The following is a 15239-nucleotide window of genomic DNA, read 5'->3' as shown; positions in this document are numbered from 1 at the left end:
TGACGACACGGTTGGTGGTGGCCAGCGTCTCGCAGGCGACACGGACTTTCCACGGGTCCATGCCGGTCTTCTTGGCTTCGCGATACACCAGATCGACGATCTCGTCGGAAATCCGGTCACAGACTTTGTCGGGATGGCCCTCGGCAACGGATTCCGAGGTAAAGAAGTAGTTCTGCCGCGTCACGGGTGTCCCCTCTTGAAAAACGATCGGCAGGCTGCCGATTTTGGCGCGCCACGTGTTAGCGGGGCGAAGCGCCGCTCGTCAAGCGGTGCTTCGGCTCTGGCATGAATGTCGATGCAGTTATCTTGTGCCACCAGCGGCAAGACGCCGCCGGTGTTGGCGTGATTGAGGATCAGTCGGGATCGTCGGCGGAGAGGGACTTGACCAGGTCTATAATCCTGCGGCGCACCTTGGCATCCGCGATCTTGACAAAGGCCCGGTTGAGCTGAAGGCCTTCAGGGCTGCCGCAGAATTCGACAGCGAAAGCCATCGACGCGTCCTCGGCAAATCCACGGCCCGCCACGGGCTCCTGGCCGGGCGCATCCTCGAAAAAGAAGGCGACCGGCACGCCGAGTATGGACGCTATCGCCTGCAATCGGCTGGCGCCGACGCGGTTGGTGCCTTTTTCATATTTCTGAATCTGTTGAAATGTGATGCCGAGGTTTTCTCCCAGCTTTTCCTGGCTCATTCCCAGCATGTTGCGGCGAAGCCGGATGCGACTGCCAACATGGATGTCGATCGGATTCGGTTTCTTCTTGTTGTCTTCTGTCATTTTTTCCTCGCCGAATTTTTTCGGCTTTCTCTATTTTTTCTTGCCCAAACAAAGCCGGAGGCAACTGCCCCAACAGAACGATCCACCGGCTTCGAGAAATTTTCAGGCACTTACAGTATGAGTTTCTAATGTGTTGGCTGTCAATTCACCCGTAGCCTTTGCCTTACGTTCAACAGCGCTGCCCCAACGGCAAACAGCAACATGATCAGCATTCCGTTAATGCGCCGTTGGCCGGGAGATATGAGCGCCTGTCCGGAAATCGGTATGTGGGCATCGATGGCGCCGCGTGCGTCGATCGCAAGCGCATCGACGATGCGCCCGCGCGGATCGACGACGGCCGAGATGCCGTTGTTGGCAGCACGTACCAATGGCAATCCATTTTCCACCGCGCGGATCTGGGCCTGCCTGAAATGCTGATACGGACCCGGCGTGTCGCCGAACCACGCATCGTTGGTAACGTTCACAATAAGCTGCGCTGACGCAGCGTCAACTGCCACAAGATCGGGAAAGATCACCTCATAACAGATAAATGGCAGCGCACGGATGCCATCGGGCAGCGTGATGGCGTGCCGCTCATTGCCGGCCGCGAAACTCATCGGCCCGGCAACCAGTTGCTCGATGCCGAAACGCTGGAGCAGATCGGCGAAAGGCAGGTATTCGCCGAACGGCACCAGGTGAACCTTGTCGACGGCGTCAGCGATTTCACCCTTGTCGTCGATCGCCACCACGGAGTTGTAGTAACGGCTGTCGGCATTCGCGGCCGAACCGCCTTCCTCGCGAACGACGCCGGCAATCAGCATCTGGCCGGATCCGAGCATGTCTCCCAGCGCCGTCAATGCGTCCGGACGCTCGGTGAAGAGGAAAGGCACCGAGGTTTCGGGCCACAGGATCAGCTGCGGCTTTTGATGGCCTGGGTCCGGCGCCTTGGCCGAGAGCCCCATCAGGACCGCGAAGATGCGGTCGCGCACCGAGGCATCCCATTTTTCCGACAGGTCCACGGCCGGCTGAACGATGCGGACATCCAGGCTGCGTGAAGCTGGCGGTTCGGGAGCGCCAAGCCTGACATAGCCGAAGCCGACATGGGCGGCGGCGAGCATGACAAACAGTGCCGCGCCGAGGCGCAGGTGCCGACGTGCCGCCAGCAGTGCCGGCAGTGCGAAGACGAACACGGCGAGCGCGTTCATGCCGATCATGCCCGTCACCGAGACGCTCTGCATCAGCAGCGGCACGGGCATGGCCGCGTAGCCGACGGCATTCCAGGGAAAACCGGTGAACAGGAAATCGCGCAGCCATTCCGCCAACCCGAAGCCGAAGGCAAGGGCGGCGATGCGGCCAATGTCGTTGCTCCACAGCAGCCGGGCAACGATTGCCGCAAAGCCGTAGAAAAAGGCGAGCATGAAAGGAATGCCGACCACGGCGAAGGGGAGCGCCCAGGCAAAGCTGTCGGCCTCGACCAGCAGCGCCGAACCGATCCACCAGAGGCCGGCGAGGAAATAGCCGAAACCGAACCACCAACCGACGGCAAAAGCCGGCCGCAGACGCCTGAACAGGCTGCCGGAAGCTTCGCCGGTGGCGCCGTCGAGCAGCCAGACCAGCAGCGGAAACGAGACGAAACAGGCGGCGAAGAAATCGTAAGGCGCCTGCCCAAGCACGGCAAAAGCGCCCGCGAGAAACGCCACGAGCGCACGCCGCCAACCCCAAAGCAGAATTATCCGGCCGGTGAGGCGCTCCATGCATACTTCCGAGTCGCGAATCAGGACACAAGATTTATCAGGCTGCGCTCCGCGCTCCAAACGGGCGGATGGCTGGCTGAGATGCACAGCTCCGGCCCTGCCCTACCGGTGCCAACCCTCGATTTGAACGCCGCCCAGCCGCTCGGCCTCCTCGCGCGGAACCGAACGGATGGTCTGCGTGAAGGTCCAGACATGGCCCTCGGGGTCGCGGGCACGATACTGGCGCTCGCCGTAGAACTGATCCGCCGGCTCCTGGATTATCTCAGCGTCGGTCGCCCGCGCCTGCTCGCAATGCGCATCCAGGCCGCCCTTCAGCCTGACATAGATCGACTGCGTGTTCCTGCCCGAGACCGAAGCCGGGCTGGCGACATAATCGCTCCATTCGGAATCGACGATGATGTAGCTGTCGCCGAATCGCATCTCTGCATGGACGAGTTTTCCCTCGGCATCGCTGACCACCATGCTGCGCTCGAAGCCAAATGCTGCTTCAAGCCAGTCCAGCGCGGCACGAGGATCCTTGTAGAAGACACCGGACCCCAGACTTGGATGCTTGAACGGGTCGTCGACAGTCATCGGGCGAGCGTGACGCTCACGCCTGTTCGGTGCGCGCGGTGGCGCGCCGGCGGCGCTCACCCTTCTGGCTCTGCACAATGCGCACGCGCTTGACGCGGCGCGGATCGGCGTCGAGGACGTGGAACTCGAAGCCGGGTATCGCCTGCACCACCTCACCGCGGGCCGGAACACGGCCAAGCGTGTTGAAAATCATGCCGCCGATCGTGTCGACATATTCGCCATGTTCACCGGCGGCGAAATCCCCGCCGATCATCTTGGCGACGTCGTCGATCTCGGCCTTGCCGTCGACGATGAACACGCCGTCACCGCTCTGGGTGATCATCGGCTCGTCGTCGTCATGCTCGTCCTCGATGTCGCCGACCACCATCTCGACGATGTCTTCCAGCGAGACGAGGCCGTCGGTGCCGCCATATTCGTCGATGACCAGCGCCATCTGGGTGCGCGTCGTCTGCATGCGGCCCATCAGGTCGGAGGCAAGCATCGACGGCGGCACGAACAGCACCGGGCGGATCAGATTGAGGTCGCCAATGGTGCGTGCGAGGTCGACCTGGGCAAGATCGAGAACCGTGGCAGCGGGGGTTTTCCTGGTCGTGCGGCCCTTCTTGACGCGCGCGATCTTGGTGATGTGGGCCAGCACGTCACGGATATGGACCATGCCGCGCGGATCATCGAGCGTCTCGGAATAGACCGGCATGCGGGAATGGCCGGATTGTTCGAAAGTGCCCAGGAGATCGCCGAGCGTCGTCGTGATTTCGACCCCCTGAATGTCGGCGCGCGGTACCATGACGTCCTCGACGCGCACTTCGCGCAGCCGCAGGATGTTGTTGAGCATGGCGCGTTCGCCGGGCGAGAAGGCGCCGGCATCGCTCGTCGTCTCGGCAAGCGCGCCGGCAATTTCCTCACGCAGGCTGGTTCCGTTGCGTTGCCGAAACAGGCCGAGAACGCGGTCGAACAGGGAGGGGCCGGCAGGCAACGCCTCGCTGGCAGCGCTGCCAGCACCGGCAGCAGCAGAGGTACTGTTAGCACCAGAGGTACTGTTAGCACCAGAGGTAACGGTACTCGGACTTGATCCCTCTTCCGACGTATCGGAAGCCTTGGTCGCACTGCCGGCGTCGGGGCGGGCGGCAGTTTCTGGTTTGTCGTTCATCGTCGTCCGGTCAATTGATCAGATGTAGTTACGCGTAGGGGTCTGGAATGGCAAGCCTTGCAAGCGCCGCGCGTTCGACGGCTTCCATCGCCTCGGCTTCAGTGTCGGTCTCGTGATCGTAACCCAGCAAATGCAGCAGGCCGTGGATGACGAGATGGGTGATATGGTTCTCGACAGGCTTGTCTTCCAGTGCCGCTTCACGCGCGACCGTCTCGGCGGCGAGCACGATGTCGCCCAGCATCGGCGGCAACGGTCCGCCTTGCACAAACGGAAAAGCCGGGAAAGACAAAACGTTGGTCGGTTTGTCCTTGCCTCGCCAGCCGGCGTTGAGCGTCCGGATATGGGCGTCGTCGGTAAAAACGAGGCTGAGTTCGGAACGGCCCGCCACGCCGGTTTCGGCAAAAGCCGCCTTGACGGCGCGATCGACCAGCCGCGTCAGGCTTGCCTCGTCCGGCCAGTTGCCCGCCTCAACCGATATGTCGATGTCGACGGGAACATTCCCGTCGCCGGATGTTATGTCCTCAGGCATGAAGCCGCATCGTCAACATCAATTCTCGGCGCCGAGGCCGCGCGCCAGCTTGGCGTCCCGGTCGTAGGCCCTGACGATTTCCGCCACCAGCGGATGGCGGACCACATCGCCGTCGTTGAAGCGCACGGTGACCGCGCCCGCCACGCCGTCCAGCACCCGCAAGGCTTCGACCAGTCCCGATTTGGTGTTCGAAGGAAGGTCGATCTGGGTCGGATCGCCGGTGACGATCATGCGCGAATTTTCGCCCAGACGCGTCAGGAACATCTTCATCTGCATCGGCGTGGTGTTCTGCGCCTCGTCGAGGATGACGGCGGCATGCGCCAGCGTGCGGCCGCGCATGAAGGCGAGCGGCGCGATCTCGATCACTTCGGCGGCAATGGCGCGCTCGACCTTGTCGGCGGGCATCATGTCGTAGAGCGCGTCATAGAGCGGCCGCAGATAGGGATCGACCTTCTCCTTCATGTCGCCGGGCAGGAAGCCCAGCCGTTCGCCGGCCTCGACCGCAGGCCGCGAGAGAATGATGCGCTCGACCATGCCGCGCTCGAGCAGCATCGCCGCATGGGCCACCGCCAGATAGGTCTTGCCGGTGCCGGCCGGGCCGATGCCGAACACCAGTTCCGACCGTTCCAGCGCCCGCATATAGGCGTCCTGGTTGAGTGAACGGGCATAGATCGTCTTCTTGCGGGTGGCGATCTGGGCGGCGGAAACCTTGCCCTTGCGCTCCAGCGTCGGCAGGGTCAGCTGGTCGTCGGCGGCAATCGCCATGCGCACGGCGCCGTCGACGTCGGACTGGCCTATATCGACGCCTTTCTGGAGAATGCCGTAGAGGTTGTCCAGGGCGCGGCGCGCCTGCTCGGCGGCCGACGCCGAACCCTTGATGGTCAGCTGGTTGCCGCGTGAGCGGATGTCGACGCCAAGCTTCTGCTCCAGCCTGGCGAGGTTTTCGTCGAACTGACCATAAAGGGCGCTGGCAAGCTTGTTGTTGTCGAAAGTCAGAACGATGTGCGCCATGTCAGAAGCCCCAGATGCCGGTACCGGGGGCAGGTTCTTCAGCTCTGCTGCGCTCAACCGTCTCTCCTCATCTGCCGAGACCCTCAGGCCAATTCGGCGAACAGGCTGTTGTAGCCCGTCTTCGTGATTCGCACCTGGATAATGTCACCGATTTCGCCGGCCTTTTCATCAACAATAACCGGCTGCAGCCAAGGCGAGCGGCCAACCTTCTGGCCGGCCTGACGGCCGGGCTTCTCGATCAGCGTGTCGATGGTGCTTCCGACGAGGCTCAAACCGAAATCCTGCTGCTGCTTCACAAGCAGAGCCTGCAGTCTCTGCAAGCGCTCGTCCTTGACCGTTTCCGGCACGTGATCGGACATTTCGGCGCCCGGCGTGCCGGGGCGCGGCGAATATTTGAACGAAAAGGCCGAGGCGTAATTCACCTGACGCACCAGCTCCATGGTCGCCTCGAAATCCGCCTCGGTCTCGCCGGGAAAGCCGACGATGAAGTCGCCGGAGAGCGCAATGTCAGGCCGCGCGGTACGGATACGGTCGAGCAGCGCCAGATAATCCCTCGCCGTGTGCCGGCGATTCATCGCCTTGAGGATGCGGTCGGAGCCGGATTGCACCGGCAGATGCAGATAGGGCATCAATGCCGGCAGATCGCGATGGGCCGCTATCAGTTCGTCATCCATGTCGCGCGGGTGGCTGGTGGTGTAGCGCAAACGCGCCAGCCCGGGGATTTCGGCCAGCCTGAACAGCAGGCGGCCAAGCCCCCACTCCTGACCGCTCCCGCCCTGGCCATGCCAGGCATTGACGTTCTGGCCGAGCAGCGTCACTTCGCGCACGCCGGCTTCGGCCAGGCGCTCAGCCTCCGCGACAATCTGCGCCACCGGCCGGGAGACTTCGGAGCCCCTTGTATAGGGCACAACGCAGAAGGTGCAGAACTTGTCGCAGCCTTCCTGCACGGTGAGGAAGGCGGTGACGCCGCGCTTGATGACCTCGGCGCGCTTGGGCTGCGGCAGGTGCTCGAATTTGTCTTCGATGGCGTAATCGGTCTCGACGATCTTTTCGCCGCCGCGCACCCGCGCCAGCACGTCCGGGAGCCGGTGATAGGTCTGCGGACCGATGACCAGATCGACGGCCGGCGAACGGCGGATGATCTCGGCGCCTTCAGCCTGCGCCACGCAGCCGGCGACGCCGACCAGCATCTCGCGGCCGGCCAGGGCACGCTCGGCTTTCATGTCGCGGATACGGCCGAGCTCGGAATAGACCTTTTCGGCCGCCTTTTCCCTGATATGACAGGTGTTCAGCAGCACCAGGTCGGCCTCGCCAATGGCATCGGTCGCGGAATAGCCGTCGGCAGCCAGCGCATCGGCCATACGCTGTGAATCATAGACATTCATCTGGCAGCCATAGGTCTTGATGAAGACTTTTCTCGCTGCCGCGGGAAGCACCGCCGGCTGTCCAGCCGTAGTGCCGATGTCGTCGCTTTCTATCGTGTTCAAGTCCATAAGGCGGCTTCTAACGCCTTTCCGTGACAAAAAACAGACGATTCTCGGCCCGCGCCAGCAAGAGCGTGCCGGAGCTACCGGCTCGGCCGCGGGTCGGCAAGCGCCGCCTGCATCATTTCACGCACCTGGCTTTCCATCAGTTTCGACGTCTCCTTGCGGTTCGAACCCTTGGAGAAGGCGATTGCCTCGCCGAAATGCACCTCGACGTCGAGCGCGCCCTCAGCGAGCAGAACCTTGAGATGCGGCATCAAATCCTCATCCCCGATCCAGGCGGCAAGCGGGCGATGCCGGCGGCCGAGCGGCACGCCGTGCAGACGCGTATAGGCGATCGCCACCGGCTGGATGAACACCTGTTCCGCCGCGCCTTCGGAAATCGCCATCGAGGCGGCGCCGAACAGCGTGCTCTTGAACGGCAGGACCATATTGCCGTCGCCGGTCGAGCCCTCGGCAAACAGCACCATCGCATCGCCCTTGGCCATGCGGCTGGCAATCTCGCTTGCCTGGTCGCCCGACGAACGCTTGCGCTCGCGCTCGATGAACACGGTGCGCTGCAGCTTCGACAGCATGCCGATCAGCGGCCAGCCTTCCATATCCGCCCTGGCGATGAACTTTACGTCGGCAAAAGAGCCGAGCACCATGATGTCGGTCCAGGAGATGTGATTGGACGCCACCAGCAGCGGGCGCTTGTCGGACAGCGCTCCCTTGACATGGATGCGCATGCCGAGCGCCCTGACGATCAGCCTGTGCCAGACCTTGAGGATGAAGGTTTCCGGCCACCAGCCAGTCTTCATCGACAAGATCTGTAGCGGCACGAGGACCAGCGAACCGGCGACAACGAGGCCCAGCGCCAGGAAAATCCTGATTTTCTTGATCATCGCCCCATCCGGCCGTCTCGCTAGCGAAGATCGCGGCGCATGACAAGCGCGCCGGTCGGTCCGTGTTCGGCCGATCTGTAGTAATTCGGCCGCTTGCCGACCTCGCGGAAGCCCAGCCGACGATAAAGCGCGATCGCCGCGACATTGGTCTCGTCGACCTCGAGGAACAGCGCTTCGGCGCGCTGCGCGTGCAGTTCGCGCAACACCGCGTCCATCAATTGCCAGCCCAGCCCCTGGCGACGATGCGATCGCGCCACCGCGACGGTCAGGATCTCGCCCTCGCCTGCCGCAAGCCTCGCCAGCACGAAGCCGACGGGCGGCTTGGAGCCCTGTCCGGTTTCGCGCGCGGCATAGCCGAACACGGTGTCCTGTTCGAGCAGGGCGGCGAATTCGCCATCGGTCCAGGGGCGGACAAAGTCCTCGCGATGCAGCAGCGAGACCGCCGGACTGTCGGCGATCCTCAGCGGCTCGAGCGCGTAGTCCCGGCGGCGTGGTTGGAGAAAAGGTATGCGCATTTATCTTTCTTGCCTTGATAGAATAAAGCCAGCCTGCGGCTTGGCGTCGGCGCCGCGCATATAGAGTGGTTTCGGCCGTTCGCCCGCGCCCTTGGCGGCAGCCAGGCGGGCGTAGGTGACAATGTCGGCGGTGGCTGTCCGAGGGCCGACATCAAATTCGCGCCCGGCTGATGCGCTGATGAGCGCTGCCGCGGTGCCGGCAAGCACCGGAGACGTTTCCTTCGCCATAGCCACCACGTCAGCCAGCGTGGCCGCGGCCGGACCGTAAGTCAAGGCTAACCTTTCGTCGTAAAAGGCCGCGTGGATCTCTTCACGGCCGGCATCGAGCGCCGCCAGCACGGCGCGACCGGGAAATGCCGCTGCTGCTTCGGCGGCCAGCGCCTCCAGTGTCGTCACCCCTATTGCCGGTATCTTCAGTGCCAGCGCCAGGCCACGCGCGGTCGAGACGCCGACGCGCAGACCGGTGAAAGAACCGGGGCCGACAGAGACGGCGATGGCGCCAAGACCTGCATAGTCGGTTGCGCTTGCCTCCAGCGCTTCGGCGATGACCGCCATCAGTTGCTCGGCATGGCCCTTGCCGAGATCGAGCACCTGATGGCCAAGCTCCTGCTTCGCCGTCGCGTCATAGACGCAAGCGGCGCAGAGGTTGGCGGCACAGTCGATGGCAAGCAATTTCATGAGGCAACCGGTTCGAAAAACAATTCCCTGTGCCCGCCACGGCCCGCCACCGCAAGGGGATAGTGCATAATTCGTTAAGCGGCTTCGCTTGTAGCCTATGCGGCCTGTTCGATACGCAGCATGTGGTTGTCCCAGACATAGTCCGGTTCGGAGCGTGTCGCACCGCTGCCCTCGACGATCTCGCCGGCGCCGGTGGTGGCCATGAAGCCGGTTCCATCGGGCGCCACGCCGCAGACCTCGACCAATGCGCTGTTCGCAACGACCCGGCCGCTGGCCGCATCGATCACGACGAGCGAGTTGCCTTCCGGCGAGGAAACGGCGACGGTTCCGGCAGCCCGATTGGCGGCTACCGAGCCTATGTAGTTGCGGAAGCCGGACAAAACGTCCTGCGGCATGTCCAGCAACTGCAGCTCCTTGCCGCGCGCGGCGCGACCGACCAGCAACGGTCGATCGGTGCCCGGCCCCCTGTACTGGCAGCCGAACCAGACGCTTCCGGACCGATCGGTGTCCATGTGGCGGATCGACAGCTGATGCAGTGCGGCCGGCAATTCGTGCTTCTCGATAAGATCGCCGGTGACGCGGTCTATCAGCACATAGGACGGCTTCATGGTTGCAATGTTGAGCTCGGCGCGGCCGTAATCCGGATGGGTCTCGATGCCGCCATTGGCAACCGCGATCGTCCTGCCATCGCCCAGGAGCAGAAGCTCGTGCGGACCCATGCCATAGGTCGGGAATTCGCCGACACGGCTGAATTTGGCCCGCGCATCGTAGACGCCGACGACGCCGGCGGCGTTGTCGAAGTCGTTTTCGGTGGCATAGAGCAGCGCACCGTCGACCGAGAACACGCCATGGCCGAAGAAATGCCGGCCGGCGATGCTGGCGATGGTCAGCGGCGCGTCACGGCCCGAGTGATCGAAAACCACGGCGAAGGTGCCGGGCTGACGCGCGAAGACCACCGAGCGTTTCGATATGGGATCGAAGGTGACATCGTGGCCGCGATCGGGCAGGTCGATCGCATGCAGGACCTTGCCGGCCTCGGACAGGACGGCTGCGCCAAAGCTGCCGTCGCGTTTGACGAAAGCCGTGGCGAAGACGGCGTCGGCCACAAGCGTGGTTGCCCAGGCCGAGGGCGTCATCGTCGCCATGAAGCCAACGCCTGCAGCTCTCAGGAAATCGCGGCGATCTATCAGAGGGGTTTTCAATTCAGTCCCCATCCAGCGAGGAGAAGCCTGCGGTCAGTCCGAATTCGGCGGTCAACCTCGTGCCGATCAAGGCCGACAGGCTGGAGGTGATCAGCGCGAAATGATCGAGCTTGTCACGCAGCGCCGGATCGGCAAGCGCCTTGTCGATTGGACCGCTGACCGCCTTGGCGGTGGCGACACCGTTGACCAGCTGGATGTGGATCGATTCGGCCATCCAGCGCGCATCGGCCGGCAGAGCATCGCCAAGTTTCGAGGCCTGGAACAGCGTATCGATGCCGGAGAGATTGCCGGCCAGTGACGCGGTGGTGTTTTGCGAGCGCCAATAGATTGCCTGTTTCGGCTTGTCCGCATCCGGCTTGCCGCCGAAAAACCCTTTCAGGCGCACGTCGCGGACCATTTCCAGTTCGTTGATGAAGACGCCGACCAGTTCCGTCACCGCTTCGTTGCCGTCGCGGTAGAGCGGGTTCTGCGCCCCCGGATTGGCCCAAAGCGCGGCAAAGCCGTCCGGCTTGTTCCAGGCGGCGCTGACCTCGCCGGCCATGGTTTCGATGTTGCCGGCAACGGCAGTGCCATAAGCGCAGCGGTAGGGATCATCCTTGCCGGCAAGTGCATCGGCGCCGTCGCCGTAAAGAACGAATTCGAGCGCGCCCAGCCCCTGCATGGCAACGCTCTTGCCGGCCAGTTGTGCCGGATCGGTCGCGGTCGGATCCTTGTCGGACAGCGCCGCCTGTACCTGTTTCAGGCCGATGCTCTTGCGATCCGGCCAGAACAGCATGCGCTCCAGCCGGTTGTTCTCCTTGATCGGTCCGAAGCCGATGATTTCGGCTGACGACCAGGCATAGACGGTGGCGGAGAATTCGGCGCGTGCGGCATCGAGTTTTCCTTGCGAGGGCGTGACGCACAGCTTGCGCATGGATCCGGTCAAGGCTTCCGCATGCTCGTGCAGGCCGGCATAGGCCGGGCGGACGAAGCCATCGATCGCGCGCTGGATGATATCGGAGGCTTTGACCGCCGCAGACGCAGGGGCAACGCCCAGCAATGCCAGCGCAAGAACGAGAAACAATGCAGAACGCTTGAACATCACAGTGACTCCAGGAATTTGAGCAGCGCGTCACGCTCAGTCGCACTGGCGGCGGCAAAGCGGTCGCGCGCTTTCTGCGCCTCGCCGCCATGCCACAGGATCGCCTCGGTCAGGCTGCGCGCGCGCCCGTCATGCAGGAAGAAGGAATTGCCGTTGACCGTCTCGGTCAGGCCGATGCCCCACAGCGGCGGCGTGCGCCATTCATTGCCCGTCGCATCTCCCACGGCCTGGCCATCGGCCAGATCAGGCCCCATGTCGTGCAGCAGGAAGTCGGAATAGGGCCAGATCAGCTGGAACGCCTGCGCCTTGTTGGGCGTATCGCGGCGCGTGACGAATTTCGGCGTGTGGCAGGAAATGCAGCCGATCTCGTAGAATGTTTTTTTGCCCGCGAGCACGTCGGGCTGGTCGAGGTCGCGGCGCGACGGCACGGCCAGGTTCTGCGAATAGAAGGTGACGAGATCCATCACCGGCGGCGGCGCCTCGACCGGGCCAAGACGCTGCTGCACGCCGTTCGGCATGTCGAGACATTTTGCCTCCGCAGCAGTGCAATCGCCCCAATGCTTCGGCTCTTCGGGCGTCGAGATGCCGATGTCGCCGGCAAAGGCGTCCGCCGCCTGCTGGCGGATCGACGCGGTCTGTGCCTTCCAGCCGAAACGGCCAAGCGTCAGTTTTCCGTTCAGGCTATCGCGCACGATGTTCGGCCTGCCGGAAATGCCGTCGCGGTCCCTGTCGTCCGGATCGGCGTGGGCGAGAATATCAGCCGGCGCGATCTGTTCGATCAGGCCCAGGCCGATCATCGGCGGGGTCAGGCGCGGCGACAGCGTGGTGCGTGGGTCAAGCGGCCCGTAGCCAAGGCCATCAACCGAATAGCTCGGCTTGCGCAAGGAGATCACAGTGCGGTCCGTCAGCTCTACCTTACGTTCTTGGTAGTCGACATGCATCCTGCCTTCACCGGGCAGGCCGGGTACGGCGAGCTCCTGCAATTGCCTGCCGTAGACCGGGTCGGGGAAGTTGAGCACCTCGTGGTCGGCAAGCGCCGCCTTCTCTTCCGCGCTGCTGGCGTCACGGGCCAGCCGCAGGAACATCGACGTGGTGCCGACGTCGCCTTGCGGCGGGCGGCCGCGGCCATCCTTCAGATGGCAGTTCTGGCAGGCACGTTCGTTGAACAGCGGGCCGAGCCCGTCCGACGCCTGCGTCGAGGATGGCGACGAGACCCAGTTCTTGCGGAAAAGGGCATTGCCGAGCTTGAAGTCGCCCTCTTCCTCGAAGGTGATGTTGGCCGAGGATTGCGAGAAGGAATCGCGGCTGACGTCCTTCCGGGACGTGCCGGCGCCACCTTGCATCAGTTCGAACTGCTCTGGCCTGGAAAAATCCGCGGTCGGCCTCGTGACGGCGATGACGCGCGCCTGGTCCTTCGCATTGAGGTCGGTGCGCGTGGTGGCGAGCCCGGCAGGCTGAAGATCACCGGCCATCGCCGAAGAGGCAAGCGCCAACACGAGCACGACATAGCGCCGACGCGCCAATCCGGCCGGCGTCTTGCGAAGGAGCGGCGAGCCATTGGCCCGCCGCGAGCGGCGCACGAATTCTAGCAGGCGCCGCATTCCCGCATGCCCTTACTCCGCCTCGTCCGCCGATGCGGCGTTGAGCTGGCCGTATTTTTCCTCGCCGATCGAGGCAAGCAGGTCGAGCTGCGTCTCGAGAAAGTCGATGTGACCCTCCTCGTCGGCGAGCAATTCCTCGAACAGCTTCATCGTCACGTAGTCGCCGGCGTCGTTGCAGATTTCGCGCGACCGCTTGTAGGCGGTACGTGCGTCATATTCGCCGGCAAGATCGGATTCGAGCACTTCCTTGACGTTCTGCCCGATACGCAGTGGCGCCACGGACTGCAGGTTCGGATGGCCTTCGAGGAAGATGATACGGGCGACGAGCTTGTCGGCATGGTGCATCTCCTCGATCGATTCCGCCCGCTCCTTCTTTGCCAGCTTGGCGTATCCCCAGTCCTCAAGCAGACGGAAATGCACCCAGTACTGATTGACGGCCCCAAGCTCCAGAAAAAGAGCCTCGTTAAGCCGCTCGATGATCTGCGGATCGCCTTTCATGAATTCTGCTCCCGTATTGGACGCGCAGGCCTCTGACGCGATCCAGGTGTGAAACGACATCCACGCCGCTCGCCTCCGAGCGGGCGTGGTAATTTTCGGTGACCCGAATGATCGTTTCCACCACATTTGGGAAGCAGCCGCAACAGCGACCGCGCTTTTGCATGGCATGATAGATCTTCGCCGGCACGATCAGCTGCCAGGGATCCTGGTCCAGCAGCGCGACGATCGTCTGCTCGATCTCCTTCTCGGTGATGATATTGCAATGACAAATCAGCATTGGCTTGCTCGGCTGGCTGACGGCGTCTCCCGCGCCGTGTGGCTTGATTTTCTAGCGGAGGCCGTTCCAGAGCCGGTTGTCCGGCTCCGGATCAGTCTCCTGTCGTTCGGCCCTTACTTGAACACCTTGTCCGGCGCGTCGAGGCTGTCGGACCCTTCGAAGGCGATGGTGCTGAGCTTCAGGGAGCCGACGGCGCGCTCAATCGACTTGGTCTGATCGACCAGCGCATCGATCGCCGCCTGCACGGTGGCGTTGCCCTCAACGTTGCCCTCGGCGATCTGCTGGTCATAGGCCTCGCCGGCCAGTGCACGCGCCTTGATCGCCTCCATCTTGGCGACGGTGAGATCGAGCTTGTCAGACAGTTCCTTGTCGATCGCCGGATCGGCCGCCTTCACCATATCGGCCACCGAGGGACCCGAAACGACGGTGCCGTCGAGACGCGTGTAGCTCGCACGATAGGCCGCGCGAATGCCGATGGCGTCGTAGAGATGCGAATTGTAGGTGTTGTCGGAGAAGCAATCGTGCTCCTCTTCCGGATCATGCAGCAGCAGGCCGAGCTTCATGCGCTCGCCGGCCAGTTCGCCGTAGGACAGCGAGCCCATGCCGGTGAAGATGGTCGAGATCGCCGTGTTCGGCTCGCCATCGACGAGAGCCTTGCGGGCGGCGCCGTCTTCCTTCCAGTTGCCGACCATCTCCTGAATATCCGAAACCAGAAGGTCGCTGGCCGATTTCAGATACTCGGCGCGGCGATCGCAATTGCCGCCGGTGCAGTTCTTGAGGTCGTAGTCGGTATAGGGGCGCTCGCCGGCACCCGGGCCGGTGCCATGCAGGCCCTGGCCCCAGAGCAGGAATTCGATGGCGTGGTAGCCGGTGGCGACATTGGCCTCGATGCCGCCGGCTCCCTGCAGTGTGCCGGAGAGGAACTCCGGCGAAAGCTTCGATGCATCGACCTTCTTGCCGTTGATCTCGATCTCCTTGTTGGCGATCACATTGGCCGTGTAGAGCGCGTTCGCGTCCGATTCGGTGCCGTAGCTCTTGGCAACGTAGTCGATCAAGCCTTCATCCAGCGGCCAGGAGTTCACCTTGCCTTCCCAGTCGTCGACGATCTTGTTGCCGAAGCGGTAGACCTCGGTCTGCTGGTAGGGAACGCGCGATGCCTTCCAGGCGTCACGGGCAGCGTTGAGGGTTTCCACCGATGGCGCGGCGAGCAGCGCGTCGACCGCCTTGTCGAGCGCCTGCGCGGTGGTCAGCGA

Annotated in this window: 17 protein-coding genes; all 17 read right to left on the bottom strand. The window is 63.3% G+C overall.

What is annotated here, in order from left to right:
• A partial coding sequence (locus tag EN750_RS02550) for an S-adenosylmethionine synthetase N-terminal domain-containing protein (protein ID WP_245482586.1) occupies window positions 1–184 on the bottom strand: 184 nt, incomplete at its 3' end.
• 169 nt (window positions 185–353) lie between these two features.
• Complete coding sequence (locus tag EN750_RS02545) at window positions 354–773, bottom strand: helix-turn-helix domain-containing protein (RefSeq protein ID WP_013527901.1); 420 nt, start codon at window positions 771–773, stop codon at window positions 354–356.
• A gap of 140 nt (window positions 774–913) precedes the next feature.
• Window positions 914–2506 (bottom strand): apolipoprotein N-acyltransferase, encoded by a 1593-nt coding sequence (gene lnt, locus EN750_RS02540; protein WP_127321193.1) that lies wholly within the window; start codon window positions 2504–2506, stop codon window positions 914–916.
• Between the two features lie 102 nt (window positions 2507–2608).
• Window positions 2609–3079 carry a VOC family protein gene (locus tag EN750_RS02535; protein WP_127327721.1) on the bottom strand — a complete coding sequence of 157 codons (471 nt, stop codon included), beginning with the start codon at window positions 3077–3079 and terminating at the stop codon, window positions 2609–2611.
• A gap of 16 nt (window positions 3080–3095) precedes the next feature.
• A complete protein-coding gene (locus tag EN750_RS02530) occupies window positions 3096–4226 on the bottom strand; it encodes a hemolysin family protein (RefSeq protein ID WP_127395545.1) in 1131 nt (376 codons plus the stop codon).
• A 28-nt stretch (window positions 4227–4254) separates the two neighbouring features.
• Window positions 4255–4755 carry an rRNA maturation RNase YbeY gene (gene ybeY, locus EN750_RS02525; RefSeq protein WP_127395544.1) on the bottom strand — a complete coding sequence of 167 codons (501 nt, stop codon included), beginning with the start codon at window positions 4753–4755 and terminating at the stop codon, window positions 4255–4257.
• Window positions 4756–4773: 18 nt separating this feature from the next.
• A complete protein-coding gene (locus EN750_RS02520; protein ID WP_023758127.1) occupies window positions 4774–5766 on the bottom strand; it encodes a PhoH family protein in 993 nt (330 codons plus the stop codon).
• Window positions 5767–5849: 83 nt separating this feature from the next.
• Window positions 5850–7259: a tRNA (N6-isopentenyl adenosine(37)-C2)-methylthiotransferase MiaB gene (gene miaB, locus EN750_RS02515; protein WP_127395543.1), complete on the bottom strand. Its 1410-nt coding sequence runs from the start codon at window positions 7257–7259 to the stop codon at window positions 5850–5852.
• 74 nt (window positions 7260–7333) lie between these two features.
• Window positions 7334–8134, bottom strand: coding sequence for a 1-acyl-sn-glycerol-3-phosphate acyltransferase (locus EN750_RS02510; protein WP_127266949.1), 801 nt, complete (start codon window positions 8132–8134; stop codon window positions 7334–7336).
• A gap of 20 nt (window positions 8135–8154) precedes the next feature.
• Window positions 8155–8649 (bottom strand): ribosomal protein S18-alanine N-acetyltransferase, encoded by a 495-nt coding sequence (gene rimI / locus EN750_RS02505; RefSeq protein WP_024503455.1) that lies wholly within the window; start codon window positions 8647–8649, stop codon window positions 8155–8157.
• Complete coding sequence (gene tsaB, locus EN750_RS02500) at window positions 8650–9327, bottom strand: tRNA (adenosine(37)-N6)-threonylcarbamoyltransferase complex dimerization subunit type 1 TsaB (protein ID WP_127395542.1); 678 nt, start codon at window positions 9325–9327, stop codon at window positions 8650–8652. It lies immediately after the preceding gene.
• A gap of 95 nt (window positions 9328–9422) precedes the next feature.
• Window positions 9423–10529, bottom strand: coding sequence for a DUF1513 domain-containing protein (locus tag EN750_RS02495; protein WP_127395541.1), 1107 nt, complete (start codon window positions 10527–10529; stop codon window positions 9423–9425).
• A 1-nt stretch (window position 10530) separates the two neighbouring features.
• Window positions 10531–11610: an imelysin family protein gene (locus EN750_RS02490; RefSeq protein ID WP_127395540.1), complete on the bottom strand. Its 1080-nt coding sequence runs from the start codon at window positions 11608–11610 to the stop codon at window positions 10531–10533.
• Window positions 11610–13211, bottom strand: a complete 1602-nt coding sequence (locus EN750_RS02485) for a di-heme oxidoredictase family protein (RefSeq protein WP_127395539.1) — start codon at window positions 13209–13211, stop codon at window positions 11610–11612. Before EN750_RS02485 ends, EN750_RS02490 begins: the two co-directional genes overlap by 1 nt.
• 12 nt (window positions 13212–13223) lie before the next feature.
• Window positions 13224–13709, bottom strand: a complete 486-nt coding sequence (gene bfr, locus EN750_RS02480) for a bacterioferritin (protein ID WP_013527914.1) — start codon at window positions 13707–13709, stop codon at window positions 13224–13226.
• The gene (locus EN750_RS02475; protein WP_127395538.1) at window positions 13675–13986 is read right to left on the bottom strand and encodes a (2Fe-2S)-binding protein; all 312 of its coding nucleotides are present in this window, start codon (window positions 13984–13986) and stop codon (window positions 13675–13677) included. Before EN750_RS02475 ends, bfr begins: the two co-directional genes overlap by 35 nt.
• A 113-nt stretch (window positions 13987–14099) precedes the next feature.
• Window positions 14100–15239: imelysin family protein (locus tag EN750_RS02470; protein ID WP_127395537.1), on the bottom strand; the 1140-nt coding region annotated here is incomplete at its 5' end.

The sequence above is a fragment of the Mesorhizobium sp. M7A.F.Ca.ET.027.03.2.1 genome (assembly GCF_003999175.1).
In the GTDB taxonomy this organism is placed as follows: domain Bacteria; phylum Pseudomonadota; class Alphaproteobacteria; order Rhizobiales; family Rhizobiaceae; genus Mesorhizobium.
Note: the sequence above shows the minus strand (reverse complement) of the source record. Positions and strands in the feature narration are given on the sequence as shown.